The organism is Acidovorax sp. SUPP2825 (assembly GCF_030158995.1).
Lineage (GTDB): Bacteria > Pseudomonadota > Gammaproteobacteria > Burkholderiales > Burkholderiaceae_C > Paracidovorax.
The window spans coordinates 195,248-220,822 of record NZ_BQXK01000005.1 but is presented as its reverse complement, the minus strand read 5'-3'; the positions used below and the strand labels follow the sequence as shown (position 1 = coordinate 220,822).

The window sequence follows — 25,575 nt, the reverse complement described above, 5'->3', positions numbered from 1 at the left end:
ACATATGAAACCTATTGTTTCGATTGTTTTTCTTAATGCAGGGGTGTATCCGTCTCCCTTTTCCGCGCCAATGTGTCTATAAGTAGCAACATTCAATCGGAAGAGTCACCGCTTCCACGATGCCAGGCCCAATGATCCGAACGAGATCCCCTGCATCCGAACCGCTTCATCTTGTGCGTCCCCACCCTCGACCCATCGTGCCAACCACGCTTCGACTGTTGTTTTTAAGCCTATTCCTGGTGCTGCCGGCCTGGGCTTGGGCCGCTGCGCCGGCGGTGGCGCTGCACTACGGTCCGACCGCCCCGCTGTCGGAGCTGAAGGTGTTCGACATCGTGGTGGTCGAACCCGGCCATGGCCAGGACCCTGTGGCCTATCGCCAAGGCGGCAGCGAGCTGTATGCCTACGTCTCGGTGGCGGAGGTGCAGTCGTCCCGCCCCTATTACGGCGACATCCCCGCGGCATGGAAGCTGGCCCGCAACGGCGCCTGGAATTCCGAGGTGATCGACCAGACGCCGGCCGACTGGCCCGAGTTCTTCGCCTCCCGTGTGGTCGGCCCGCTGTGGCAAAGCGGCTACCGCGGCTTTTTCCTGGACACCCTCGACTCGTACCGGCTCGCCAACCAGTTCGACGAGGCGGCGCAACAGGCCGGCATCGTGCGCGTGATTGAACTGCTGCACCAGCGCTTCCCGGGCATCAAGCTCATCCTGAACCGGGGCTTCGAGGTCGTGCCCCGGGTCAAGGACAAGATCCAGATGGTGGCGGCCGAGTCGCTCTACCAGGGCTGGAACGCCGGCGCCCAGCGCTACGAACCCGTGAAGGCGGAGGACCGCGAATGGCTGCTGGGCCAGTTGCGCACGATCCGCGAGCGCGACGGCCTGCCGGTACTGGCCATCGACTACGTGCCGCCCGCGGACCGCGAGCTGACGCGCGCCACGGCGCAAAAGATCAAGGACCTGGGCTTCATCCCCTGGGTGACGGACAGCCAGGTGCACACCGTCGGCATCGGCAGCATCGAGGTGGTGCCGCGGCGGGTGCTGGTGGTCTATTACGGCGGCGAAAGCCCGGCGCTGAACTACGCCGCAGCCCACCGCTTCCTGCAGATGCCGCTCAACCACATGGGCTACGTGGTGGACTATGCGGACGTGCGCAACGAACTGCCCGCCGGCGTGTACCAGGACCGCTACGCGGGCATCGTGACGTGGTTCTCCGGCTTCCTGCCCGAGACCCGCACCAAGGCGATGAACCAGTGGCTGCAGGCCCGGCTGGCCGAGCGCACGCCCCTGGCGGTGTTCGGCAACTTCGGCTTCGCGCTGGACCGCCAGCTCAACGACAAACTGGGCATCCAGGGCAATGCCTCGCCACCGCGCGGCACGCAAAAGCCCGTGGTCCAGGACCCGATGATGGGCTTCGAGATGGCAGTGGAGCCGGCGGCCCGGGCGCAGTTCGAGCCCGTCATGCGCAACGGCGTGCCGGTGCAGGCGGGCCGCTCGCTGGTGGAGTTCAAGGACCAGCGCGGCCAGTCCTTCGTCGGCGGCGCGATCATGCCCTGGGGCGGCTTCGTGGTGGACCCCTTCGTCGTGGTGGAGGTGCCCGGCACCGACTATGCGCGCTGGGTGGTGGACCCCTTCGCCTTCCTCACGCAGGCGCTTCGCCTGCCGCCCATTCCGGTGCCCGACGTGACCACCGAGAACGGCCGCCGGCTGATGTTCTCGCACGTGGACGGCGACGGCTTCCCCTCCCTGGCAGAACTGCCGGGTAGCCCCAACGCCGGGCTGGTGCTGCTCAAGGAAGTGTTCGAGAAATACCGCACCGTGCCGCAGACCATGTCCGTGATCGAGGCCGAGATCGCGCCGCACGGCCTGCACCCGGAGATGAGCAAGGAACTGGAGGACATCGCGCGGCGCATGTTCCGACTGCCCCACGTGGAGATCGCCAGCCACACCTACTCGCACCCGTTCCTGTGGGACCGCAGCGTGCGCCACGGGCTGTTCAGCGAGAACTCGGAAGCCGCCATGAGCCTGGACGTGCCCGGCTACACCATGGACCTGAAACGCGAGATCGTGGGCTCGACCGAATACATCAACACCCGGCTGGCGCCGCCGGACAAGAAGGTCAAGATCCTGCTGTGGTCGGGCGACACTGCGCCTGGCGCCGAGGCGCTGGAGATCACCGAACGCGCGGGCCTGCTCAACATGAACGGCGGCGACACGTCCATCACGCGCACCAACCCCTCGCTCACTGCGGTGGGCGCGCATGGCATCCAGAAGAACGGCTACCTGCAGGTGTACGCGCCCATCACCAACGAGAACATCTACACCAACCTGTGGCGCGGCCCCTACTACGGCTACGAGCAGGTGTTGCAGAGCTTCGAGATGACGGAAACGCCCCGCCGCATCAAGCCTGTGGACATCTACTACCACGTGTACTCCACCACCAAACGCGCCGGTCTCAACGTGCTGCGCAAGGTGTACGACTGGGCGGTGGCCCAGCCGCTGCACCCGGTGTTCGCCTCGGAGTTCATCCGCAAGGTGCGCGACTTCCACACCTACGCGCTGGCGCGCGACGGCGCGGGCTGGCGCGTGCGCGGCGACGGCGAGCTGCGCACGCTGCGCCTGCCCCCGGCCCTCGGCACGCCGATGGTGCAGGCCAGCCAGGGCGTGGCGGGCTACCGCGCCGGTGCCGAGGGCACCTACGTGCACCTGACCGGCGGCGCTGCGTGGGTGCAGACCCGTGGCGCGGCGGCCGAGGCCGGCGCCGCGGCGCATGCGGCCACGGCCAGTACGCCCGCCGCGGTGGCCCAGGGCCCTTACCTGTTCGATGCCAACGGCCGGCTCGGCGACTGGAACGTGCGCGACCAGGGCGCGCGCACCGAGTTCACGCTGAAGGCCTACGCCCCGCTCGCGTTCAGCGTGGCGGCGGCCGGCAACTGCCAGGTGCGCGCCAACCAGAAACTGCTCACCCCCACGCGGGCGGCCACTCCGGCCGGCCCGGATGTCCAACAATTCCGGATCGCCGATGCTGCTGCGCAAATCCAGCTCCAGTGCCCAGCCCGCTGAGCGCCCCGTCCTGGCGCCTTCGTGGCTGATTGCCCTGCTGGCCAGCATGGTCGGCGGGGGGCTGTGGCTGCTGTACCCCCGCCAGGATCTGGAGCGCCGGCTGTCCGAGACCACCGACATCGCGCTGTCGGTGGCCTACCTGACCAATCTGCTGCGCAGCGATCCCGACAACCCCCGCCTGCGCCTGCTGCTGGCGCAGCGCCAGATCGCCGTGGGCGAAATGGCGGACGCGCGGGCCACGCTGCAGCCCGCGCTGGATTCCAGCGACCCGGAACTGCACCGCGACGCGCTGTGGAGCCTGTGGGACCTGTCGTACGCCGAATACCAACGCACGCCCGAGAAGGAAACCGAGCGCCGCAAAGCCCAGCGTGAGGGCCTCAAGCGCCAGCTCCAGGCCCTGGCCAAGGAAAAGTGGCCCGCCGACCGCCAATTACTGCTGGCCCGCCGCGCGGCCGAAATGGAAGACCGCGCCACCGGCGTCGCCATGAGCCGCCAGTTGGCGCAGGAGGCCAAAGACCCGCGCGAGGCTGCGCGCCTGTACGAGCGGGCCGCCAAGGAAGCACTGGGCACGGGCGACTACGCGGGCAGCGCCGAGCTGTACATGCTGGCGCGCCAGGTCACGCCCGACCCGGAACAGGCCAAGGCCTACTACCTGGCCGCCGTGCGCACGCTGCAGTCGGGCAACCAGCCCGTGGCCGCCCTGGCCCTGGCCGAGCGCGAGATCGGCCCTCTGGCCGACGACCCGCAGACGCTGCTCATGATCACCAACCTGGCCCGGGCGGCCGGTAAGCCGGCGGTGGCGGACCGCTATGTGCGGCGCCTGCTGCGCATCTCGCTCAGCCCGCCATGGCCGGCACCGCCCAGCGCGTTGGCCCAGGGCGACGATGCCGAAGCCATGCGGCCCGTGGGCGCCCTGCTGCGCCCCTTGACGAGCCCCGCTACAGCGGCCGCGCCGCTGCACCGGTACGACGATGGCGCCCACCTGATGGTGCCGCCGTGGCTGCGCCTGCAAGCACCCGACACCGTGCCCGCCGGACCCTGGCGCCTGCAGCGCATGGCGCAGGCGGCAGAAGCCACGCCCGCAGCAACCGCCGCCGCACCGGCCACCCCTGCCGCACGGCCTGCGCCGCGCAACGTGCCGCCGCCCGGCCTGCCTTTCGACGACAAGATTTACACGCTGGGCTATGAGGTGTTTCTCGAAAACCGCAAGCTGGACGACGCCTGGGCCCTGGCCAACGCGGCCGTGCAGCAGCAGCCGCAGGACCTCGCGTGGCGCGAGCGGCTGGCCCAGGTGTCCGAATGGACGCAGCGCCCCGCCCCGGCGCTGGAGAACTGGCTCTTCATCGCCCGCCAGACGCAGAAGGAGGCCGCCTGGCAGGCCGTGCTGCGCCTGGCGCCGGGCCAGTTCGACGACGGCGCCCTGGTGCTTGCCCTGCGCCACCAGTTGCGCAGCCGGCCCGACGACTTCAACCTGGTGCGCGCGCTGGTGGATGCCTATGAGCGCATCGGCGAGCCACAGCCCGCCATCGACTACCTGAAGGACCACGCCAAGAGCCCGCAGGCGGTGGAACTGCTGGCCAACCTCGCCGAACGCGCGGGCCAGCCCACCCTCGCGCTCGACAACTGGCGCCGCCTGCTGGCCGACAAGGCCCAGGTGACGCCCGCCCGCGCCATGCGCGCGGCCATCCTCGCCCTCACCCACGGCCGGCCCGACGAAGGCCTGAAGTGGCTGGAGACGGCCCAGCAGCAGCAATTGCCCGCGCAGGACATGGAGACCGACTTCTGGCGGCTCACGGGCCAACTGGCCGAAAGCCGCGAGCGCAACGACCTGGCCGTGCAGGCCTACCGGCGCCTGGTGGAAACCAAGGGCACGGATGTGTCGGACTTCGACGCCCTGGTGCGCCTGCTCATCACCGACCAGCCGCTGGAGGCCGCGCGCGTGTCCGTGCTGGCTTGGCAGCGGTTCGACGAGCCGCGCTACCTGGTCGAGGCCCTGGCGCTGTATTCGGGCCGCAGCCGGTGGGAGGCGTTCGGCCCCCTGCTCGCCCAGCTGGACGCGAGCCCCACGGCAACCCGGCGCTCGCTAGCGCGCTTGTGGCAGATTCCCGAGTTCCTGCGGCTGGCCGGCACCTACTACCAGAACACCGGCAACCTGCCCGAGGCGCGCCGGCACTTCGAAGCCGGCCTGCGGCTGAGCCCCGATTCGTCGGAGATGCGCCAGGCTCTGATGTGGCTGTTCATCGACAGCAACGATGCCGTCTCGCTGCGCACCCTGCTGGCCACGCAGGAGCGCAGTTGGGCACGCGACAGCGATGTGCACGATGCGCTGGCGGCGGCCTACCAGGCCCTGTCGCTACCGCAGGTGGCCCTGGACCGCTACCTCACGCCACACCTGCGGGAGCACCAGGACGACTTCCTGTGGCTCATGAACTACGCCGACGCGCTGGACCAGAACCAGCAGTCCGACCGCTCGTGGCGGCTGCGCCGCGAACTGCTGTCGCGCGAATGGAAATCGGTGCGCAAGGGCGATGGCGGCGTGCGCCTCACGCCCGCGCAGGCACGCCAGCGCTGGCTCACCGAAGAAGGCCTGGACCAGACCCGGCGCATCGCCCGCACCCGGCTGTTCCTCACGCAGCGGCCCGGCGACCCCTCGGTCGACGTGCTGCGCGAACTGCTGCGCCTGGACCGCGACGCCCAGGGCGGCATGTCCAACGCGGCGGCCGAGACGGCCATCGGCTGGCTGCAGGACGCCGGCGAATACACGGCCGAGCGCGGCTTCCTGTGGCACCAGTACGCCCGCAGCCGCGGCGTGCGCAGCAACCGCCCGCTGTGGGCCGAGATCACGGTCGCGCTGGCCGAAGACGACAAGGCCGCCACCGGCCAGCTGCTGCAGGAGTTCGACGAACGCCTGCCCCGCTACGACCGGGTGAACGCGGCGCGCGCCGTGAACGACATCCGCCTCGCGCAGACCGCCGCCTTCGACGCCCAGCAGGACCAGCACGACGACCAGCCCCTGCACCTGCAGCTCACCGAAAGCCTGCTGGCCTTCAGCGACCACGCGGGCACCAAATTGCAGTTCCAGCAGCTGGGCGGCATGGACGAGAGCGAGGCCGACGCGGTGTTCCACATCGCCATCAGCCCGCGGCTGGCCATGGACGTGAACTTCATCAGCATCCGCCGGCATGCCACCAATGCGCTCGTGGTGCGCAACCCGCCCGACGAGCGTGCGCTGGACGTGCAGGTGCGCTGGCGCCATCCCGACGGCGAGACGATGTTCCGCGCCGGCCGCCGCGAGAGCTTTCTGGCCTACACGCCGCTGCAGGTCGAGCACGAGCAGCGCATCGACAACCGGCTGACCCTGCGCATGGAACTCGGCATGCAGCTGCCCAGCCAGGAAAGCCTCGCGCTGCGCATCGCCGGCATGAAGGACCGCGCCGGCGCCAGCCTGCGCTACCAGGCCACGCGGCAGGACCAGTTCACCATCGGCTATGCCGACGAGCGCTACACGCTGCAGACCGGCGCCTCGCTGGGCAGCGGCCGCCACACGTCGATCAACTACACGCACACCTACCGGCAGGAGACGCCGCTGCTGGAGTTCGGCGCGTTCTGGTCGCACCACGATTTTTCGCGGCGCGACCTGAGCACGCTCGCGCCGCGGGACCTGGAAGTGCGCCGCTACGTGCCCGTGAACGCCGGCCCGCTGGGGCAGGATTTCTTCCTGCCAGAGAGCTTCAGCTTCTATGGCCTGCAGGTGTCCACCAACATGCGCTACGAGCAGGAATACACGCGCGCCCTGCTGCCATTCGCCACGGCCAGCCGCACCTGGCACAGCGTGCTCGGCCCGGGCTACGAACTGCGCCTGGGCATGGCCGGCAGCGTGCTCGGCTCCGACCACCTGGGCCTGAGCTGGGGCGTGGGCAAGTCGGGCCTGCAGCTGCAGGGCCTCACGCGCAGCCTGCTGTTCACCTACCGTCTCCATTTCTGATGTCGTCTCCAAAGGAATCCACCATGCAACACCACCGCACCCTGCTGCAACGCCTGCAAGTTTTCGCCGCCGGCGGCGCCCTGCTGCTGCTGGCCGCCTGCTCCACCATCGACCGGGGCGAGCCCCCCGCGCTGGAGCGCAATGCCACGTGGGTGGTGCTGCCGTTCGCCAACCACACCGAGACCCCGCTGGCCGGCAACCGCGCCGAAGCCATCGCGCAGGCCCTGCTGCATGCGCGAGGCGTGGGCCGCATCCAGCGCTATCCCACCACCACGCAGCAGGAAGCGCTGTTCGATGCGGGCGACGCCAAGCGCCAGCAGGAAGTGCTGGCCTGGGCACGCGAGCAACAGGCGAAATACGCCCTCACGGGGGCGGTGGACGAATGGCGCTACAAGGTCGGCGTGGACGGCGAGCCCGCCGCGGGCGTGACGCTGCAGATCATCGATGTGGCCTCCGGCGACACACTCTGGAGCGGCACCGGCGGCAAGAGCGGCTGGAGCCGCGAAGCCCTCTCCGGCGTGGCGCAAAAGCTGATCCGCGACCTGCTGGATTCCGGCCTGTCCCGAGCCCGCTGAAGCCATGGCATCAGAGACCCCCTCGTCGGTGGAACAGCGGCGGCGCAGCGTCGGGGCGGCCGCGCCCGAGCCGCCGGCCAAGCCGAGCGTGCGGCACCTGCCCTCCAACCTGCTGGGCAAGCTGGCCGACACCGATACCCGTCCGGCCATCATGCTGGGCGAGACGCTGCTGTTGCCGATCATCGCGCTCGCGCTGGGCATGCTGCTGGAGCCCTTCGACCCGCTGTGGAGCGAGGCTGCGTTCCCCTGGTCCTGGCTGGCCCCGGTGATCGTGGCCCTGCGCTACGGCCCGCTGGCCGGGCTGGGCGGCGCCTGCGTGCTGCTGGCTGGCTGGCTGGCGCTCAACTTCGGGCACTACGACACCTTTCCGCAGATCTTCTTTCTCGGCGGCCTGATCCTCGTGATGCTGGTGGGCGAGTTCTCCAGCCTCTGGCAGGCGCGCACCCGCCGGGCCGAGAACGTGCAGCTGTACCTGGACCAGCGCCTGGAGCACCTGGTGCGCCAGTACTACCTGCTGCGCCTGTCACACGACCGCCTGGAGCAGGAGCTGATCGGCCGGCCGATGTCCATGCGCGATGCACTGTCCACGCTGCAGGCGCTGGGCGGCTCCGAAGAGGACGCGGCCCAGGGCGCGCAGACCCTGCTGCGCCTGCTGGCCCAGTACTGCCAGCTCGAATCCGCGGCGCTGTACGCCGCCACGGAAGACAGCATCGAAGCCCGGGCCGTGGCCCGCATCGGCAGCGGCGCCGAGCTGGACGCGCGCGACCCGCTCGTACAGCAGGCATTGGAAACCCGCAAGCTCTGCCACGTGAGCCAGATGCTGGCGGACCAGCAGCAGACCCGCTACCTCGCCGCAGCGCCACTGCTGGACTTAGGGGGCGAGATCTACGGGCTGCTGGTGATCGAGGACATGCCGTTCTTCTCGCTGCAGGCCGAGAACCTGCAGACCATCAACCTGCTGCTGGGCTACTACACCGACGGCCTGGCCATGCAGACGGTGGCCGCGCCGATCCTGAAGGAGCTGCCGCAGTGCCCCGCCGACTTCGCCTTCGAAGCGCAGCGCCTGGCGCACATCCGCGACACGGCCAAGGTGCCCAGCGTGATCGTGGCGCTGGAGTTTCTGCCGCGCGCCATGGAGGCCGGCCTGCCGGGCCAGATCGAGCGGCTGAAACGCGAGTTGGACGAAAGCTGGCTCATCACCGGCAACGATCGCCAGGTGCTCGCCATGCTGATGCCGCTGGGCGACAACGCCACCGCCGAGGGCTACATCAACCGCCTGGAGGTCTGGTCGGGCCAAAAGAGCGGCAAGCCGCTGGCCGAGGCCGGCGTGTTTCCGCACATCATCCCGCTGAACGGCGAGCCCCTGGCTGTGCTCAAGCGGCTGAACGGGATGGCCCATGCTTAACCTCAAGTTCGCCATCTCCGCGCTGCTGCTGGAGATCGGCGCATGGAGCGGGCCCGCGCTGCTGCAGGGCCACACGGATGCGGCCCTGTCGAGCTACCTGCTGGTGCACGCCCTGGCCTGCGTGATGCTGTCCTTCTTTCTGCTGCCCCTGCTGTCGGGCGAGCAGGCCCGGCCGCGCGCGCCGGTGCTGGGCCTGATGGCGGTGTTCAGCTATGCCGTGCCCATCGTCGGATTCATCGGGGTGATCGCCGCCGTGGTGGTGCTGCGCATCTACCGCAGCCCTTCGTCGCAGGGCGACTTCGAATCGCTGCGGCTGCCGGAGTTTGATCGCCACCAGCGCATGCAGGGGAGCTTTCGCCAGTCCGGTTTGCGGTCCTTCTTGGGCAACAGCCAGGCCCCGATGCAGACACGCATGCGCGCCATGGTGGCGCTGCAGCACGTGTCCGGCCGCATTGCCTCGCCCCTGCTGCGCACGGTGCTGAGCGATCCGAGCGAGGATTTGCGCCTGCTCGCCTACGGCATGCTGGACACCCTGGAAAAGCGCATCAACCGCACCATCGACAGCGAACTGGATGCGCTGCGCCTGGCCAAGGAGACCGAAGGCGAAGTGCCGGGGCCGCTCACCGTCGAATCGGCCTTCCGTCTGTCCGACCTGTATTGGGAGCTGGTTTATCAGGAACTGGTGCAGGGCGACCTGCGCGACCACGCCGTGAAGGAATCGCTGCAGTACTGCGACCAGGTGCTGGCGCAGCAGCCGGACCATCCGCAACTGAACCTGCGCCGCGGCCGCCTGCTGCACCTGCTGGGCCGCGTGGAAGAGGCCGAAGCCGCCTACGCGCTCGCCCGGAACTTGGGATTGCCCGCCACGCGCGTACTGCCCTACCAGGCCGAACTGTGCTTCGAGCGGCGCGACTTCGCGCAAACGCGCGAACTGGTGCAGCAGCTCAACCAGTGGCGCGCGCTGCCCCGGCTGCGCCCCGTCCTCGACTACTGGAGCGCGCCATGACAGGGCCCAAAGCCAGCGAGGCGGATGTGGCCCTGCTGCTGGAGGGCACCTTCCCCTATGTGAGCGGGGGCGTGTCGAGCTGGATCAACCAGATCATCCGCGCCTACCCGGAGTACCGCTTTGCCATTGTCTTCCTGGGCAGCCGCCGCGAGGACTATTCCGCGTTCAAGTACGAGCTGCCGCCGAACGTCGTGCACTTCGAGGAGCACTACCTCTACGACCACCTGGGCGTGCGCACCCTGCCCGCGCGGCGCAAGGGCAGCCGCGCGGCCCTGGACATGGTGCACACCCTGGTCGAGTCGTTCCGCACGGGCGACCGCAGCCCGCAGACGATGGCCGCGTTCCGCGAGATCACCCAGCAGATGCAGCCGGGCGGGCGCCTGCCGCTGGAGGATTTCCTCTACAGCGAGCGGGCGTGGGAAATCATCTGCAAGAGCTACCGCGACCATTGCACCGACCCGTCGTTCGTGGACTACTTCTGGACGGTGCGCATCATGTACCAGCCGCTGTGGACGCTGGCCCGCGTGGCGCAGCAGCTCATTCCGGTGCGCGTGGTGCATTGCGCTTCCACGGGGTACGCCGGCTTTCTCGGCGGGCTGATCGAGCAGGCGCGCGGCGTGCCGCTGATCCTGTCGGAGCACGGCATCTACACCAAGGAACGCAAGATCGACCTGTTCAAGAGCGAGTGGATCCGCGACAACCGCAACATCTTCCAGCGCGACCCGACCGAGCTGTCGTACTTCCGCCAGATGTGGATCCAGTTCTTCGAATGGCTGGGCTACTACTGCTACGCGGCGGCCGACCCGATCATCGCGCTCTACGAAACCAACCGGCTGCGGCAGGTGACCGATGGCGCCGAGGCATCGCGCACCTTCAACATCCCGAACGGCATCAACCTGGGCCGCTTCGCCCCCTTGCGCGACAAGCGCCCCGCCCAGGTGCCGCCGATTCTGTGCCTCATCGGCCGCGTGGTGCCCATCAAGGACATCAAAACCTTCATCCGCGCCATGCGCCGCGTGGTCAACCAGCTGCCGCAGGCCGAGGGCTGGATCGCCGGCCCGACCGAGGAGGACCCGGCCTATGCCCAGGAATGCACGAACCTCGTGCGCAGCCTGGGGCTGGAGCAGAACATCCGCTTCCTGGGTTTTCAGCGCGTGGAAGACCTCATGCCGCGCATCGGGCTGGTGATCCTGTCGTCGATCAGCGAGGCGCTGCCCCTGGTGATCCTGGAGGGCTACGCCGCGGGCGTGCCCACCGTGTCCACCGACGTGGGGTCGTGCCGTCAGCTCATCGAAGGGCTGGACGATGAAGACAAGGCGCTGGGCGCCTCGGGCAAGGTGGTGCCGATCGCCGATCCGCAGCGCTTGGCCGACGCCTCGCTGTCGCTGCTCAACGACCCTGCCGCCTGGGAGAGCGCCAGCCGGGCGGCCATTGCGCGCGTGGAGCGCTACTACACCGACACCATGATGTTCGACCGCTACCGCCGCGTGTACGAGACCGCGTTCCAGAAGACGGAGGGCCCCCGCTGATGGCTGGCATCGGATTCGAACTGCGCCGCATGCTGCGCAAGAACACGCTGGTGAGCCTGGTGCAGGCCTACGCCTATGCGGGCGTCATCGGCTCGGGCCCGTGGGTCTTCTCCATCGTGGGCATCCTGCTCATCGGTATCTTCAGCGCCAGCGTGGTGGTGCCGGGCTTTCTGGTCACGCAGTTCCAGACCTCGGTCACCTACATGGTGGCGGGGAGCCTGATCCTCACGGGGCTGGTGCAGCTGGCCTTCACGCGCTTCGTGTCCGACCGGCTCTTCGAAAAGCGCAAGGACCTCATCCTGCCCAACCTGCACGGGCTGCTGCTGGTGGTCACGCTCGTGGCCGGTGCCCTGGGCACGATCGCGCTGTTCCTGCTGCTGCCCAACCTGGGGCTGGTGTACCGCATGCTGATGCTGGCGGGCTTCACCCTGATGTGCGACGTGTGGGTGCTGACGGTTCTGCTGTCCGGCATGAAGCGCTACAAGGAGATCGTGGTGCTGTTCGGGCTGGCCTACGCGGTGATCGTGATCGGCTCGCTCTTCATGCGCCCCTGGGGCCTGGAGGGGCTGCTCACGGGCTTCGTGCTGGGCAACTACCTGCTGCTGGCCGGCATGTGGATCCTGGTGGTGCAGGAATTCAACCCCAAGGGCCGGCTGATCGCGTTCGACTTCGCGGAGCGCAAGCTGCTGTATCCGTCGCTCGTGGCCATCGGGTTCCTCTACAACTTCGGGATCTGGATCGACAAGTTCATGTTCTGGTACTTCCCGCCGACGTCCCAGAACATCATCGGCGGGCTGCGCGCATCGCTCATCTACGACCTGCCGGTGTTCCTGGCCTACCTGTCCATCATTCCGGGCATGGCGGTGTTCCTGGTGCGCATCGAGACCGACTTCGTCGAGTACTACGACAAGTTCTACGACGCGGTGCGCAGCGGCGGCTCGCTCGAGTACATCGAGGCCATGCGCGACGAGATGGTGTATTCGATCCAGCAAGGGCTGGGCGAGATCGGCAAGATCCAGACGCTGGCCATCCTGGTCACCTTCGTGGCCGGCCCGGCGCTGCTGGACGTGCTGGGCATCTCGCGGCTGTACCTGCCGCTGCTGCACGTTCAGGTGATCGGCGCGGGCCTGCAGGTGGGGCTGATGGCCATCCTGAACGTGTTCTTCTACCTGGACCAGCGCCGCATCGTGCTGCTGCTGTGCGTGCAGTTCGTGCTGCTGAATATCGCGCTCACCGGCTTCACGCTGTATGCCGGCGCGGCCCTGTATGGCTACGGCTTCGCGCTGTCCACGCTGCTCACGCTGTGCACCGGCATGTACCTGCTGTCGCGCCAACTCAACCGGCTGGAGTACGAAACCTTCATGCTGCAGTAGCCCGGCCCGCGTTCGGTGGACAATGGCAAAAAACTGAAATCCACCCGGGCCACAGAAAAAAGGGAGGCGCCATGCCGAACGCGATCCATCGTGCCTTGCCGAGCCGCGCTGCGCTGCGGCTGGCGTTCTGGTCGGTCTCCGGATTGCTCGCCGCAGGGCTGGCCGGCTGCGGGGGCGGCAGCAGTGAACCCGCAGAAACCTCGGCGCAAAAAGCCGAAGCCGCCACGGCAGGTGCGCAGGCCGCCTTCGCCGCCCCGCTCGACCAGGATGTATTCGACGCCGGAGCCAGTGTGCCGGTCTCCCTCACGGTGCAGGCGGGGGTCGCCAACGCCATCCCTGACGGCGTGTCCGTCGATTTTTCCGCCACCTCGGGCAGCTTTGCGCCGCCGGTGGCCGCGCTGCGCGGCGGCGAGGCCGGCACCACCTTCACCCCCGCCGGGCTGGGGCGCCAGACCCTGACCGCTTCGGTGGCTTCGAGCGGCGGCGCCGTGACCGCCTCGCGCATCCTTTACGTGCGCCCGGCCGCCGCCCCCATGGAAGTGCTGGTCCCCGCGTATTTCTACCCCTCGGCGGGCTCGCCCTGGGACGCCATGACCGCCGGCGCCAGCGCGTACCCCTCCGTCAGCGTCACGGCCATTCTCAACCCCAGCAACGGCGTCTTCACCCGCGCCAACCCCGAGTTCACGGCCGCCGCCACGGCCTTCGTGCAGGCCGGCGGCAAGCTGCTGGGCTACGTGTACACCGGCTACGGATCGCGCTCGATCAGCAAGGTCAAGGGCAACATCGACAAATACCTCAGCCTCTACGGTACCGGGCTGGTGAGCGGCTTTTTCATCGACGAGATGTCGTCCGCGCCCGGCCGGATCAACTACTACCGGCAGCTCTTCGACTACATCAAGAGCAAAGGTGCCAGCTTGCGCGTGGTGGGTAACCCGGGCACCGTGCCCAACGCCGCCTATGCCGCCGTGGCCGATACCCTGGTGACTTTCGAGAACCGCAACGCGGCCTTTGCCGACTACGATCCCCGCGCCAGCGGCGGCTGGCTGTACCAGATGGCCAACACGCGCCAGAACGCCCTGGTGCACGACGCGGCCGACTGCGCGGCCATGCAGGGCGCGGTGCGTGCGGCGGCCACGGCCCGCGTGAACAGCGGCGTGATCTACGTCACCGACGACACCTTCAACCCCGACACGCAGGAAGGCAACCCCTGGGACACCCTTCCGGCCTACTGGACCCGACTGCTGGGCACCGTGGATTCCGTCAACCGGGGCGCCACGCTGCCCACCTGCTGACCCGCAGATCCGCACCCGGCACGCCGATTGCACCAGTCCCCATCCAACCCCTCGCCATCCCCATTCCCGCCCGCCAAGGACATCCCATGCCCCGCATTCCCGCCCGCGTCACCCTCATTGCCCGCATCACCCGCTGGTGCGGCCTGTCACTCGCCGCCTTGCTGGCCGCCTGCGGTGGCGGCGGTGGAGGGGGTTCCACCGACCCGACGACGCCGGTGACCCCCACCCCGACCAGCATCGCCATCACCCTCAGCGCTCCGCAGGCGGAGGCCGTCTTCAACGCGAATGCCGCCCTGGCCATCAGCGCGCGCGTCACGGTGAACGGCGCCGACGCGGCCGATGGCACGGCGGTGAACTTCTCCGCCCTGCCCGGCGCGTTCTCGGCCACCAGCGCCACGCGGGCGGGCGTGGCGACCGCTACCCTGTCCGGCGCCGCGGCAGGCCGGCAGGAGATCAGCGCCACCACCAGCGTGTCCGGCCAGTCGGTCACCGCCACACGCGTGCTGTACCTGCGCCCGGCCCCCGCGGCGCTGGAAGTGCTGGTGCCCGCCTACTTCCACCCCTCGTCGGGCCAGGGCTGGGCCCTGCTGGCCAGCGGCGCGGCGGCCAATCCGGCAGTGTCCGTCACCGCCATCCTGAATCCCAACAACGGGGTGTTCACCACGGCGGAGGCCAGCTATGTGAGCGCCGTCAACGCGTTCGTTTCGGCCGGTGGCAAGGTGGTGGGCTATGTCTATACCGGCTACGGTACGGGCTCGCGGTCGCTGGCCAGCATCAAGGCCAACATCGACAACTACATCGCGCTCTTCGGGCGCGGGGCGATCAGCGGCATCTTCCTGGACGAAATGGCCTCTGAGACCACGCGGCTCGATTTCTACCGCGAGATCTACAGCTACATCAAGGCCAAGGACGCCAGCCTGCGCGTGATCGGCAACCCCGGCATGGTGCCTGCCGCCGGCTACGCCGCGGTGGCCGATGTGCTCGTCACCTTCGAAGGGCGCAACAGCACCTACGCCAGCTACGACCCGCGCACCGCGCCCTGGCTGTACACCCTGGCCAACAGCCGCCAAAGCTCGCTGGTGCACAACACCGCCACCTGTGCCGACATGCAGCAGGCCGTGCAGACCGCCGCCTCGGCCCGATACAACGCCGGCCCCATCTACATGACGAACCTCGAATACGACCCGGTGGCGGACGTCGGCAACCCCTGGGACGCCCTGCCTTCGTACTGGACGAACCTGCTGCAGACCGTGGCCGCGGTGAACCAGGGACGGGCCGTCACGGGCTGCTGATCCCGGACGGCGCCTGGCGCCGGGTTGGCCTGGCGCTCGGAGGCCATCGCGTTGGATGGAACGCCGCCGGACCGATGGTCCGGATGGCACGGCACCGGGGCTTGCAAGGACCGGAGCCTGAATCCCGCCTCAGTCGCCGCAAGGCATCCTGAGGCAGCCGGACCGAGGCGTCAGGCAGCGCCGTTCAATTCGTCCGCACGGGCCTGCGCCGCGGCGAAATCCAGGTCGCCGGAATAGATGGCGCGGCCGCAGATCACGCCTTCGATGCCTTCGCCTTCCACCGCGCAAAGCTGCTCGATGTCGGCCATGTTGGCCAGGCCGCCCGAGGCGATGACCGGAATGGTGAGCGATTGCGCCAGCTTGACCGTGGCGTCGATGTTGATGCCCGAGAGCATGCCGTCGCGGCCGATGTCGGTGTAGATGATCGACTCCACGCCCCAGTCCTCGAATTTCTTGGCCAGATCGACCACCTCGTGGCCCGTGAGCTTGCTCCAGCCGTCGGTCGCGACCTTGCCGTCCTTGGCATCCAGGCCCACGATGATGTGGCCGCCGAAGGCGCTGCAGGCGTCTTTCAGGAACCCGGGGTTCTTCACGGCGGCGGTGCCGATGATCACGTAGCGCAGGCCGCCGTCGATGTACTTCTCGATCGTGTCCAGATCGCGGATGCCGCCGCCGAGCTGCACGGGGATGTCGTCGCCGACTTCCTTCAGAATGGACTTGATGGCCGTGTAGTTCTTGGGCGTGCCGGCGAAGGCGCCGTTCAGGTCCACCAGGTGCAGGCGTCGCGCCCCGGCTTCCACCCACTTGCGGGCCATGGCGCCCGGGTCTTCTCCGAAGGTGGTGGATTGGTCCATGTCACCTTGCTTGAGGCGCACGCAGTGTCCGTCCTTGAGGTCGATGGCGGGGATGAGCAGCATGATGGAAAGGCTAAGGATGTGCCAGGTCGGGCCGCAGGCCCGGCAAGGGGTTGAAGATCAGGGATTCCAGTGAAGGAAGTTGCGATAGAGCGCCAGGCCGTGCTCCGCGCTCTTTTCCGGATGGAATTGCGTGGCAAAAATATTATCGCGCGCAATCGCCGCTGCAAAGGGGCCGCCGTAGTCGGCCTCGCCCGCGCAGTGCGCCGCATCCCGCGGGCGCGCATAGAAGCTGTGCACGAAATAGAAGTAGCTCTGGTCCGGCACGCCGGCCCACACAGGGTGCGCCGCGCCGCCGTGGCGCACCTGGCCCACGCGGTTCCAGCCCATCTGGGGCACCTTGTAGCGGCTGCCGTCCGGCTGCTGGCGGCCGGCCAGGTCGAACTTGAGCACTTCGCCGTGGATGAGTGACAGGCCGGGCGTGTCGCCCTCGGCGCTGCGGTCCAGCAGCATCTGCATGCCCACGCACACGCCGAACATCGGCTTGGACGCAGCAGCCTCCAGCACCGACGCCTGCAGGCCCGATTCGCGCAGCTCGCTCATGCAGTCGGGCATGGCGCCCTGCCCCGGCAGCACCACGCGCTGCGCGGCGCGCACGTCCTCGGGACGCGAGGTGACCGCGACGGTCCAGCCGGTGCCCTCGGCGGCGGCCTGGACGGCCTGCGAGACGGAGCGCAGGTTGCCCATGCCGTAGTCCACGACGGCCACGGTTTTTGCTTCACTTTTCATAGCTGCTTGCGCATGTTGGATGAGCGCTGGAGGCCCATGGAGCCGAAAACCTCAGAGGGACCCTTTGGTGGAGGGAATGACACCGGCCGCACGGGGGTCGCGCTCCAGCGCGGCGCGCAGCGCGCGGGCGAAGGCCTTGAACACCGTCTCGCACTGGTGGTGGGCATTGATGCCCTTGATGTTGTCGATGTGCAGCGTGACGCCCGCGTGGTTCACGAAGCCCTGGAAAAATTCATACGTGAGCTGCGTGTCGAAGCCGCCGATGCTGCCCGCCGTGAACGGGATGTGCAGGTGCAGACCCGGGCGGCCCGAGAAGTCGACCACCACGCGCGACAGCGCCTCGTCCAGCGGCACATAGGCATGGCCGTAGCGGCGGATGCCCTTCTTGTCGCCCACGGCCCGCGCGAACGCCTGGCCGAGCGTGATGCCCACGTCTTCCACCGTGTGGTGGCCGTCGATGTGCAGGTCGCCCTCGCATTCGATGCGCAGATCGATCAGGCCGTGGCGCGCGATCTGGTCGAGCATGTGGTCGAAGAAGCCGATGCCCGTGGACAGGCGGGCTTCGCCCGTGCCGTCGAGGTTCACGCGCACGTGGATGCGGGTTTCCGCCGTGGTGCGGGACACCTCCGCGATGCGGTCGGCGTCGGGGCTGTCGGACGGGACGGAAGGAACGAGTGCAGAAGAGGTCATAGGGAGGCCTGGAGCGCGGCGAGCATCTGGGCGTTGTCGGCCGCATTGCCGACCGTGAGGCGCAGGCAATTGGCCAGCAGTGGGTGCATTGTAGAAACGTTCTTGACGAGCACCTTGCGGGCCTTCATGCCCTCGTAGGTGCGGGTGGCATCGGCCACGCGCAGCAGCACCATGTTGGCCTCGCTGTCCCAGACCTTCTCGACGCCCGGCAGCACCCTCAGCGCAGCCAGCAGCGCGGCGCGCTCGTGCCGCAGCTCGGCCGCCTGGGCCGCGAACACGCCCGCATGCTCCAGGGCGAACAGCGCGGCCTCGCAGTTGAGCACGCTCACGTTATAGGGCGGGCGCACCTTGTCGATCTCGGCCACCAGCGCGCTGGGCCCCATCAGGTAGCCCAGCCGCACGCCGGCCAGGCCGAACTTGCTGAGCGTGCGCATCAGCAGCACATGCGCGTTGCGCCCGGGCTCGGCGCGCATGCGATCGATCCAGGTGCGGCTGGCGAAGGGCTGGTAGGCCTCGTCCATGGCCACGATGCCGCCCTGCGCGCCCGCGGCGTCGATGATGCGCTGCACCGCGCCCTCGTCCCACAGCGTGGCGGTGGGGTTGTTGGGGTAGGCGATGTAGGTGATGGCCGGGCGGTGCCGGACGATGGCCGCGAGCATGGCCGGCTCGTCGAGTTCGAAGTCGGCGGTGAGTGGCACACCGACGAAATCCAGTCCCTGCAACTGCGCGCTCAAGGGGTACATGACGAAGCCGGGCATGGGCGCGAGCAGCGTGGCGCGCTGGCCAGTGCCGGGCTGCGCGCAGGCCAGCGCCAGCAGCGTGATGAGCTCGTCAGAACCGTTGCCCAGCACGATGGCCTGGCCGTCCGGCATACCGACGTAGTCGGCCAGCGCGGCCTTCAGGTCGGCGATGCGGTCGCCGGGATAGCGGTTGAGCGCCAGCGCGCCCAGCCGCTCGCCCAGGGCCGCCTGCAGCTCCGCCGGCAGGCGGAACGGGTTTTCCATCGCGTCCATCTTGAGCAGGCCGGCCGAGGGCTGCACGGTGTAGGCGTGCATGGCGCGCACGTCGGGGCGGATGCGGTCGAGGGCGCTGGGCGGTGTGGCAGCGGGGGTGGCGGGGCTCGTCATTCGGCGGTGTCCAGTTCGTGGGGAGCGATGAGGAAGGGGTTGATGGGGCGCACGGCGTCCATGGGCTGGTCGTGCGGCAGCGCCTCGGTCAGCAGGTAGCGGCAGCCCTGCTGGTGCGCCGACGACAGGATGAGCGCATCCCAGTAGCCCAGGCCGTAGCGGTCCTGCAGATCCCACGCGCCGTCGACGGTGTAGGCGTCCAGGTGCGGCGGCTGCCACACGCGAAAGCGCCGCACCTGCGCACGCACCTGCTGCAGCGTGTGCGGCCCCCGAAAGCGCTGGATGGCCTGGTTGTACAGCTCGTTGAGCACCTGCGAGCTGACGCGGCCGCTGCGTGTCTGCCAGCAGAACGTGAGCCATTCGCGCGCACGCGCCTGCCGGATCGGATCGCGGTCGTCCACGCTGGACAGCAGCACTTCGGTGTCGACGAAGATCGGTGCGGTGCTCATCGCTGGAACAGGATCTCGCGCGGCACGTAGGGGCCGTCGGAGGCGCCCCAGCTCTCGAAGCTCAGCGCCTCGCGCATGGCCTGGGCATAGGCATCTTCCTGCCGCATCTTCTCGGCCAGCCATTCGCCCACCAGCCGCGAGACGCTGCTGCCCCGCTTGGCCGCTTCCACGCGCACCCACTCGGCCGCGGCGTCGTCCATGGTGATGGTCACGTTCTTCATGGGGCAAATGCTACACGAACTTCGTGGGGCACGAAGTTCGTGTGATTTTAGGTGGGGTTTCAAGCCACTCGCATGGCGCCCGACCGCAGCATGCGGGTGGCCGTCTCCCCCACCGTGCGCAAGCCCTGCAGGTGCGCGGGCGTCCAGTCGCCGCCCACGCCGATGCGCAGGCAGTTGCGAAACCGCCCGCTGGCGCTGAACACCGTGCCCGGCGCGATGAGCAGGCCGTCGGCCAGACAGGCCTCATGCAACAGCACCGAGTCGAGGGCACGCGGCAGTTCCAGCCACAACAGCAGGCCGCCCGGGGGATCGCTGACGCGCGTGCCCGGCGGAAAATGCGCGGCGATCACACCGCGCACCGCGTCCATGCGGGCCGCGACCGCCGCACGCAGCTGCCGCATCGATGCCGCATGGCCGGCCTGCGTGATGAGGTCGGCCAGCGCCAGTTCCAGCACCGCCGACTGCCCGCCGGCCTGCAGGTCCTTGATGGCGCGCATCGCTTGGCTCCAGCGGCCCGCCTCCACCCAGCCCAAACGCAGCCCGGGCGCCAGGGTCTTGGAAAACGAATCGCACAACATGACGTGGCCGGCGGTGTCGTACGACTTGACCGTGCGGCGCAGGTCGTCCACTTCGACGAGGTCGTTGTAGATCGCGTCCTCGATCACGGCCATGCCGTGGCGCGCGGCTAGGTGCGCCAGGCGCCGCCGCTCGGCCTGCGGCATGCAGCTCCCCAGCGGATTGCTGAGCGTGGGCACCACCATCACGGCCTTGACGGGCTGCGTCTCCAGCGCCAGCTGCAGCGCGTCCAGCGACAGGCCGTGGCGCGGGTGGGTGGGGATTTCGAGCGCGCGCAGGTGCAGCCCCTGCAGCACCTCCAGAAACGAGAAATGCGTGGGCGACTCCAGCGCCACGATGTCGCCGGGCCGCGTGACCGCCCGCAGGCACAGCACGATGCTGTCCATGCAGCCCCCAGTGATCACGATGTTCTCGGGGTCGAGGCTGCAGCCCAGCCCCACCGCATAGCGGGCGAGCGCACGGCGCGCCTCCTCGTGGCCGGACGAGGACGGATAGGTGCACAGCAGGTGGCGGTGGCGCTGCGCCGCGCGGGTGACCGCGCGCCGCACCCGGTCGGGGTTGAAGAGTTCGGGCCCGGGCGTGCCGCTGCTGTACGACACCATGTCGGCCGGCTGATCGCGTCCCAGGATGCGCTGGCCCAGCCAGTCCACCGAAACCTCGCGCGCACGGCGCAGCGGGCGGGGCGTGGTCGGTTCGGGCAGGCTGGCGGGGCGCGCCGCGACGAAGAAGCCCGAACGCGGGCGCGCGGTGATGAGGCGCGCATCCTCCAGCCAGTGGTAGGCCTGCACCACGGTGCTCTGCGCCACCGCCCGCTGGCGGGCCAGCTCGCGCACCGACGGCAGCTTTTCGCCCCGTGCCAGCGTGCCGTTGCGCACCAGCTCGGCCAGTTGCGCCGCGATCTGCAGATAAAGGGGCGTGGTGTCGGCGGCGTCCATCGTGCGATTCTGTACTGCCCAGCAATGGATGCAGCAGTACAGATGGGTGCCAACCGGTACCACACAGATGGCCCTGCGGCGCATCTGCACTGGCCGACATGGCGGGCGACTGTGGCTGGTGCGCCCTGGCACGCCCGAGCACAGTCGATCCCATGAACTCCCTGACGCACCCCACCCCGGCCGCCCGGCCCTCCTTGCCTGCCGCCGCCGCCGGCCCATCAGCCACGCACTGGACCCTGCCGCCGCTCGCACCCGTGCAGACCCTCGCCTGCCCGGCCCATCAGTCCGCCGTGCTGGAGGTACTGCAGGGCTGCGCCTGAGTCACGTGCGATGGCTGCGAGGAAGACTATTTTCTGACGGCCGGCGAGCGCCTGGACCTGCCCGGCCCCGCCAAGCTGCGGGTGAGCGCCGAAGGCGTGCAGGCCGCGAGGCTGGCCTGGCGGTGCGGGCCCGCCACCCATGGCGGCACCCGCGATGCGCAGGGTCCCGCGCGGGCGGCCCGCGTGGAGCTGGCCCGTGTTTAGTTAGGGCTTGATGCGCATTTCGGCCGCCCGCGCGTGGGCCTGCAGGCCCTCACCGTAGGCCAGCTCGGCCGCGATCTTGCCCAGCGTCTGCGCACCGGCCTCGCTCACCTCGATGAGGCTGCTGCGCTTTTGAAAGTCGTACACGCCCAGCGGCGACGAGAAGCGGGCCGTGCCGCTGGTGGGCAGCACATGGTTGGGGCCGGCGCAGTAGTCGCCCAGCGATTCGCTGGTGTAGGCCCCGAGAAAGATCGCCCCGGCGTGCCGCAGCAGCGGCTCCCAGCGGTGGGGCTCGCGGCTCGAGACCTCCAGGTGCTCGGGCGCGATGCGGTTGCTGATGGCGCAGGCCTCTTCCATGTCGCGGGTGAGGATCAGCGCGCCGCGGCCGGTGAGGCTCTTGGCGATGATCTCGGCACGGGGCATGGTGGGCAGCAGCCGGTCGATGGCGGCCTGCACCGCGTCGATGTAGGCGGCGTCGGGGCTCAGCAGGATGGACTGCGCGAGTTCATCGTGCTCGGCCTGGCTGAACAGGTCCATGGCCACCCAGTCGGGCGGTGTGGAGCCGTCGGCCAGCACCAGGATTTCGCTCGGGCCGGCGATCATGTCGATGCCCACGGTGCCGAACACGCGCTTCTTGGCGCTCGCCACATAGGCATTGCCGGGGCCGGTGATCTTGTCCACCTTCGGAACCGTGGCCGTGCCGTAGGCCAGTGCGGCCACGGCCTGCGCGCCCCCCAAGGTGAAGGCACGCGTCACGCCGGCCACGTGGGCGGCGGCCAGCACCAGCGGGTTGCGCGCGCCCTGCGGGGTGGGCACCACCATGATGATCTCGCCCACGCCCGCCACGTGCGCGGGAATGGCGTTCATCAGCACGCTCGAGGGGTACGCGGCCTTGCCACCGGGCACGTAGATACCCACGCGGTCGAGCGGCGTGACCTTCTGGCCCAAGAGCGTGCCGTCCTCGTCGCGGTAGCTCCAGCTTTCGCCGCTGGCCTTGCGCTGCGCCTCGTGGTAGCGGCGCACGCGGGCAGCGGCGGCCTCCAGGGCCTCGCGCTGCGCGGTGGGAATGGTCTCGAAGGCGGCCTTCAGTTCGTCCTGCGACAGCTCCAGCCCGGCCATGGAATCGGCCTGCAGGCCGTCGAAACGGCGCGTGTATTCCAGCACGGCCGCGTCGCCGCGGGCCTGCACGTCGGCCAGGATGTCGGCCACGCGCTGCTCGATGGCGGCATCGGTCTCGGCGGACCAATGCAGGCGGTCCCGGAACGCGGCCTCGAAATCGGCGCTATCGGTACGCAAACGAACAGGCGTGGCTTTCATGGCTTTTCTATCTCTATCGCAAAGGGGAAGAAGGGGCCGCCGGGCTCATTCGGTCTCTGCCGACACATCGCCCGTCTTGCGGTTGTACTTGAGCGTGATCTTGTCGAGTTCGCAGAGGTTGAGACCCTCCCACTCGACTTCCGAGGCGTCGTCGGTGAACACGACCTTGATGTCCTGGATGCAGTGCTTGGTGTCGCCGAACTTGAACTTGCGCGAGGCGCCGTTCACCAGCTGGTTGCGGCCCAGGCGGTCGCTGCCCCATTTGTCCATCTTGGTGGGCGAAATATAGACCTCGTTGAGCGCATAGCCGGTGCGATTGACCAGCGTGAAGTCGGCATCGGCGGCAAAGGAGGCGCCGCTCAGCGCCAGACAGCCCAGCACCAGGATTTTCTTGAACATGGAACACCTCAGATTTTTGAAACACAAGATGCATCGAGAAACAATTTTCTCGACACAGCCCGGATTCTGCCGTGTCCTGGCCGGCGTGGGCTGCGATCTGAGGCGCCCGCGCAACGTCAGCCGCCGGCGGGGATGACCGACGCGAACGCGTCGATGATGCGGCGCAGCGGCGCCTGCTTGAGCTTGAGCGCCGCCTGGTTCACCACCAGGTGCGAGCTGATGTCCATGATCCGCTCCACCTCCACCAGGTGGTTGGCCCGCAGCGTGTTGCCCGTGGACACCAGATCGACGATGGCATCGGCCAGCCCCGTGAGCGGCGCCAGTTCCATGCTGCCGTAGAGCTTGATCATGTCCACGTGCACGCCCTTGGTGGCGAAGAAATCGCGCGCGATGGCGGTGTACTTGGTCGCCACCCGCAGGCGCGAGCCCTGCTGCACCGCGCGGACGTAGTCGAAGTCGTCCCGCACCGCCACGCTCACCCGGCACTTGGCGATCTGCAGATCCAGCGGCTGGTACAGCCCCTGGCCGCCGTGCTCGATGAGCGTGTCCTTGCCCGTCACGCCCAGGTCGGCGCCGCCGTACTGCACGTAGGTCGGCACATCGGAGGCGCGCACCAGCACCACGCGCACGTCGGGCTGGTTGGTGGTCAGGATGAGCTTGCGCGACTTCTCGGGGTCGTCCAGCACCGCGATGCCGGCGGCGGCCAGCATGGGCAGGGCTTCGTCGAAGATGCGGCCCTTGGACAGGGCAAGAGTGATCATGGTCATAGGGGTGAAGAAAAAAGGAACCCGGCCGCCACGCGCCAGGGAACCGGGGGGCGGCGAAGGCGGCTCACGCCGCCCTCTCGATGTCGGCCCCGAGGCCGCGCAGCTTGGCTTCCATGCAGTCGTAGCCGCGGTCCAGGTGGTAGATGCGGTCCACCACGGTCGCGCCGTCCGCCACCAGCCCGGCGATGACGAGGCTGGCCGAGGCGCGCAGGTCGGTGGCCATCACCGTGGCGCCGGACAGGCGCGCGGCCGTGCTGCCCAGGCCCTCGATCACCGCGACCTTGCCGTCGGTCTGGATCCTGGCGCCCAGGCGCGCGAGCTCGTCCACGTGCATGAAGCGGTTCTCGAAGATGGTCTCGGTGACCGTGGACGTGCCCTGCGCCACCACGTTCAGCGCCATGAACTGCGCCTGCATGTCGGTGGGAAAGCCGGGGTACTCGGTGGTGCGAAAGCCCTGCGCCCGCAATTGCGCGGCGCCCGGGCTCTTGACGCGGATGCCGTCCGGCTCGGCCTGCACCTGCACGCCGGCTTCGCGCAGCTTCTCGATCACGGCGTCCAGGTGGTCGGCGCGGCCGTGGCGCAGCAGGGCCTCGCCGCCCGTGGCCGCCACGGCGCACAGGAAAGTGCCGGCCTCGATGCGGTCGGCCACCACGCGGTGCGTGGCGCCGTGCAGGCGCTCCACGCCCTGGATGCGGATGCGGCTGGTGCCGTGGCCTTCGATCCGGGCGCCCATGGCGATCAGCATCTCGGCCAGGTCGGAAATCTCGGGCTCCTGCGCGGCGTTCTCCAGCACCGTCTCACCCTCGGCCAGCGTGGCGGCCATGAGGAAGTTCTCGGTGCCGGTGACGGTGACCATGTCGGTGGTGATGCGCGCGCCCTTCAGGCGTGTGGCGCCCGCCGGCAGCCTGGCGATCATGTAGCCGTGCTCCACCAGGATCTCGGCGCCCATGGCGGTCAGGCCCTTGATGTGCTGGTCCACCGGGCGCGAGCCGATGGCGCAGCCGCCCGGCAGCGACACGGTCGCCTCGCCGAAGCGCGCCAGCAGCGGCCCCAGGGCCAGCACCGAGGCGCGCATGGTCTTGACCAGTTCGTAGGGCGCCTCGGGCGTGGAGAGCGCGCCCGCATCGATGCGCACCGTGCCGTCCGGCGAGCGCTCGGCCGCCACGCCCATGTTGCGGATGAGCTTGAGCATGGTCGCCACGTCCTGCAGCTGGGGCACGTTCAGCAGCGTGATGGGCTCGGCCGTGAGCAGCGCCGCGCACAGCTCGGGCAGGGCGGCGTTCTTGGCGCCGGAAACCAGCACCTCGCCATGCAGCGCGCGGCCGCCGCGAATCAGGAGTTTGTCCATGGCATCGAGCCCGGTTTTTCAGTCAAAAGTGCCGCCAGCGCAATCAACACTAGGGCATATAGCTATCAA

General features: G+C 68.9%; 21 protein-coding genes. 10 read left to right on the top strand and 11 right to left on the bottom strand.

Annotation, left to right across the window (positions count from 1 at the left end; translation table 11 throughout):
* The first annotated feature begins 197 nt into the window (after positions 1-197).
* The 9 genes from AVAK2825_RS08790 to AVAK2825_RS08750 all read left to right on the top strand — a co-directional run bounded on the left by AVAK2825_RS08790 (position 198) and on the right by AVAK2825_RS08750 (position 15,513).
* Positions 198-3,056, top strand: coding sequence for a bifunctional glycoside hydrolase/polysaccharide deacetylase family protein (locus tag AVAK2825_RS08790; protein ID WP_502870512.1), 2,859 nt, complete (start codon positions 198-200; stop codon positions 3,054-3,056).
* Complete coding sequence (locus tag AVAK2825_RS08785; RefSeq protein WP_284396757.1) at positions 2,992-7,041, top strand: tetratricopeptide repeat protein; 4,050 nt, start codon at positions 2,992-2,994, stop codon at positions 7,039-7,041. The genes AVAK2825_RS08790 and AVAK2825_RS08785 overlap by 65 nt, the downstream gene beginning before the upstream one ends.
* A 23-nt stretch (positions 7,042-7,064) precedes the next feature.
* Positions 7,065-7,616, top strand: a complete 552-nt coding sequence (locus AVAK2825_RS08780) for a penicillin-binding protein activator LpoB (protein WP_284396754.1) — start codon at positions 7,065-7,067, stop codon at positions 7,614-7,616.
* 4 nt (positions 7,617-7,620) lie between these two features.
* Entirely contained in the window at positions 7,621-9,021 is a 1,401-nt protein-coding gene (locus AVAK2825_RS08775) for a PelD GGDEF domain-containing protein (RefSeq protein WP_284396752.1), read from the top strand.
* Positions 9,014-10,027: a tetratricopeptide repeat protein gene (locus AVAK2825_RS08770; RefSeq protein ID WP_284396750.1), complete on the top strand. Its 1,014-nt coding sequence runs from the start codon at positions 9,014-9,016 to the stop codon at positions 10,025-10,027. The genes AVAK2825_RS08775 and AVAK2825_RS08770 overlap by 8 nt, the downstream gene beginning before the upstream one ends.
* On the top strand, positions 10,024-11,556 hold the full coding sequence (gene pelF / locus AVAK2825_RS08765; RefSeq protein ID WP_284396748.1) for a GT4 family glycosyltransferase PelF: 1,533 nt from the start codon (positions 10,024-10,026) through the stop codon (positions 11,554-11,556). The genes AVAK2825_RS08770 and pelF overlap by 4 nt, the downstream gene beginning before the upstream one ends.
* On the top strand, positions 11,556-12,929 hold the full coding sequence (pelG, locus tag AVAK2825_RS08760) for an exopolysaccharide Pel transporter PelG (RefSeq protein ID WP_284396747.1): 1,374 nt from the start codon (positions 11,556-11,558) through the stop codon (positions 12,927-12,929). Before pelF ends, pelG begins: the two co-directional genes overlap by 1 nt.
* A gap of 71 nt (positions 12,930-13,000) precedes the next feature.
* On the top strand, positions 13,001-14,221 hold the full coding sequence (locus tag AVAK2825_RS08755; RefSeq protein ID WP_284396745.1) for a spherulation-specific family 4 protein: 1,221 nt from the start codon (positions 13,001-13,003) through the stop codon (positions 14,219-14,221).
* An 86-nt stretch (positions 14,222-14,307) separates the two neighbouring features.
* Positions 14,308-15,513, top strand: coding sequence for a spherulation-specific family 4 protein (locus AVAK2825_RS08750; RefSeq protein ID WP_284396743.1), 1,206 nt, complete (start codon positions 14,308-14,310; stop codon positions 15,511-15,513).
* A gap of 170 nt (positions 15,514-15,683) precedes the next feature.
* On the opposite strand, the gene hisA is transcribed toward AVAK2825_RS08750, so the two are convergent.
* Genes hisA through AVAK2825_RS08715 form a run of 7 tightly spaced genes read right to left on the bottom strand, consistent with a single transcriptional unit; the run spans position 15,684 to position 21,154 of the window.
* Entirely contained in the window at positions 15,684-16,430 is a 747-nt protein-coding gene (gene hisA, locus AVAK2825_RS08745; protein WP_284396741.1) for a 1-(5-phosphoribosyl)-5-[(5-phosphoribosylamino)methylideneamino]imidazole-4-carboxamide isomerase, read from the bottom strand.
* Positions 16,431-16,487: 57 nt separating this feature from the next.
* Complete coding sequence (hisH, locus tag AVAK2825_RS08740) at positions 16,488-17,156, bottom strand: imidazole glycerol phosphate synthase subunit HisH (protein ID WP_284396740.1); 669 nt, start codon at positions 17,154-17,156, stop codon at positions 16,488-16,490.
* A gap of 51 nt (positions 17,157-17,207) precedes the next feature.
* Entirely contained in the window at positions 17,208-17,846 is a 639-nt protein-coding gene (hisB, locus tag AVAK2825_RS08735; RefSeq protein WP_272567608.1) for an imidazoleglycerol-phosphate dehydratase HisB, read from the bottom strand.
* Positions 17,843-18,973, bottom strand: a complete 1,131-nt coding sequence (locus AVAK2825_RS08730) for a pyridoxal phosphate-dependent aminotransferase (protein WP_284396737.1) — start codon at positions 18,971-18,973, stop codon at positions 17,843-17,845. The genes hisB and AVAK2825_RS08730 overlap by 4 nt, the downstream gene beginning before the upstream one ends.
* A complete protein-coding gene (locus tag AVAK2825_RS08725; RefSeq protein ID WP_284396735.1) occupies positions 18,970-19,422 on the bottom strand; it encodes a PIN domain-containing protein in 453 nt (150 codons plus the stop codon). The genes AVAK2825_RS08730 and AVAK2825_RS08725 overlap by 4 nt, the downstream gene beginning before the upstream one ends.
* Positions 19,419-19,643, bottom strand: a complete 225-nt coding sequence (locus AVAK2825_RS08720; protein WP_284396732.1) for a CopG family transcriptional regulator — start codon at positions 19,641-19,643, stop codon at positions 19,419-19,421. The genes AVAK2825_RS08725 and AVAK2825_RS08720 overlap by 4 nt, the downstream gene beginning before the upstream one ends.
* Before the next feature lie 59 nt (positions 19,644-19,702).
* Entirely contained in the window at positions 19,703-21,154 is a 1,452-nt protein-coding gene (locus AVAK2825_RS08715) for an aminotransferase-like domain-containing protein (protein WP_284396730.1), read from the bottom strand.
* Between the two features lie 152 nt (positions 21,155-21,306).
* On the opposite strand from AVAK2825_RS08715, the gene AVAK2825_RS08710 reads away from it, so the two are divergent.
* Complete coding sequence (locus AVAK2825_RS08710) at positions 21,307-21,474, top strand: hypothetical protein (protein ID WP_284396729.1); 168 nt, start codon at positions 21,307-21,309, stop codon at positions 21,472-21,474.
* A gap of 204 nt (positions 21,475-21,678) precedes the next feature.
* Here the strand turns inward: AVAK2825_RS08710 and hisD are convergent, their stop codons facing one another.
* The 4 genes from hisD to murA form a co-directional block, all read right to left on the bottom strand.
* Positions 21,679-22,992 carry a histidinol dehydrogenase gene (gene hisD, locus AVAK2825_RS08705; RefSeq protein WP_284396728.1) on the bottom strand — a complete coding sequence of 438 codons (1,314 nt, stop codon included), beginning with the start codon at positions 22,990-22,992 and terminating at the stop codon, positions 21,679-21,681.
* Positions 22,993-23,037: 45 nt separating this feature from the next.
* Complete coding sequence (locus AVAK2825_RS08700; RefSeq protein WP_272567598.1) at positions 23,038-23,391, bottom strand: hypothetical protein; 354 nt, start codon at positions 23,389-23,391, stop codon at positions 23,038-23,040.
* A gap of 116 nt (positions 23,392-23,507) precedes the next feature.
* Positions 23,508-24,152 (bottom strand): ATP phosphoribosyltransferase, encoded by a 645-nt coding sequence (gene hisG, locus AVAK2825_RS08695; protein ID WP_442867359.1) that lies wholly within the window; start codon positions 24,150-24,152, stop codon positions 23,508-23,510.
* Positions 24,153-24,222: 70 nt separating this feature from the next.
* Positions 24,223-25,506, bottom strand: coding sequence for a UDP-N-acetylglucosamine 1-carboxyvinyltransferase (gene murA / locus AVAK2825_RS08690; protein ID WP_284396727.1), 1,284 nt, complete (start codon positions 25,504-25,506; stop codon positions 24,223-24,225).
* Between the last annotated feature and the right edge of the window lie 69 nt (positions 25,507-25,575).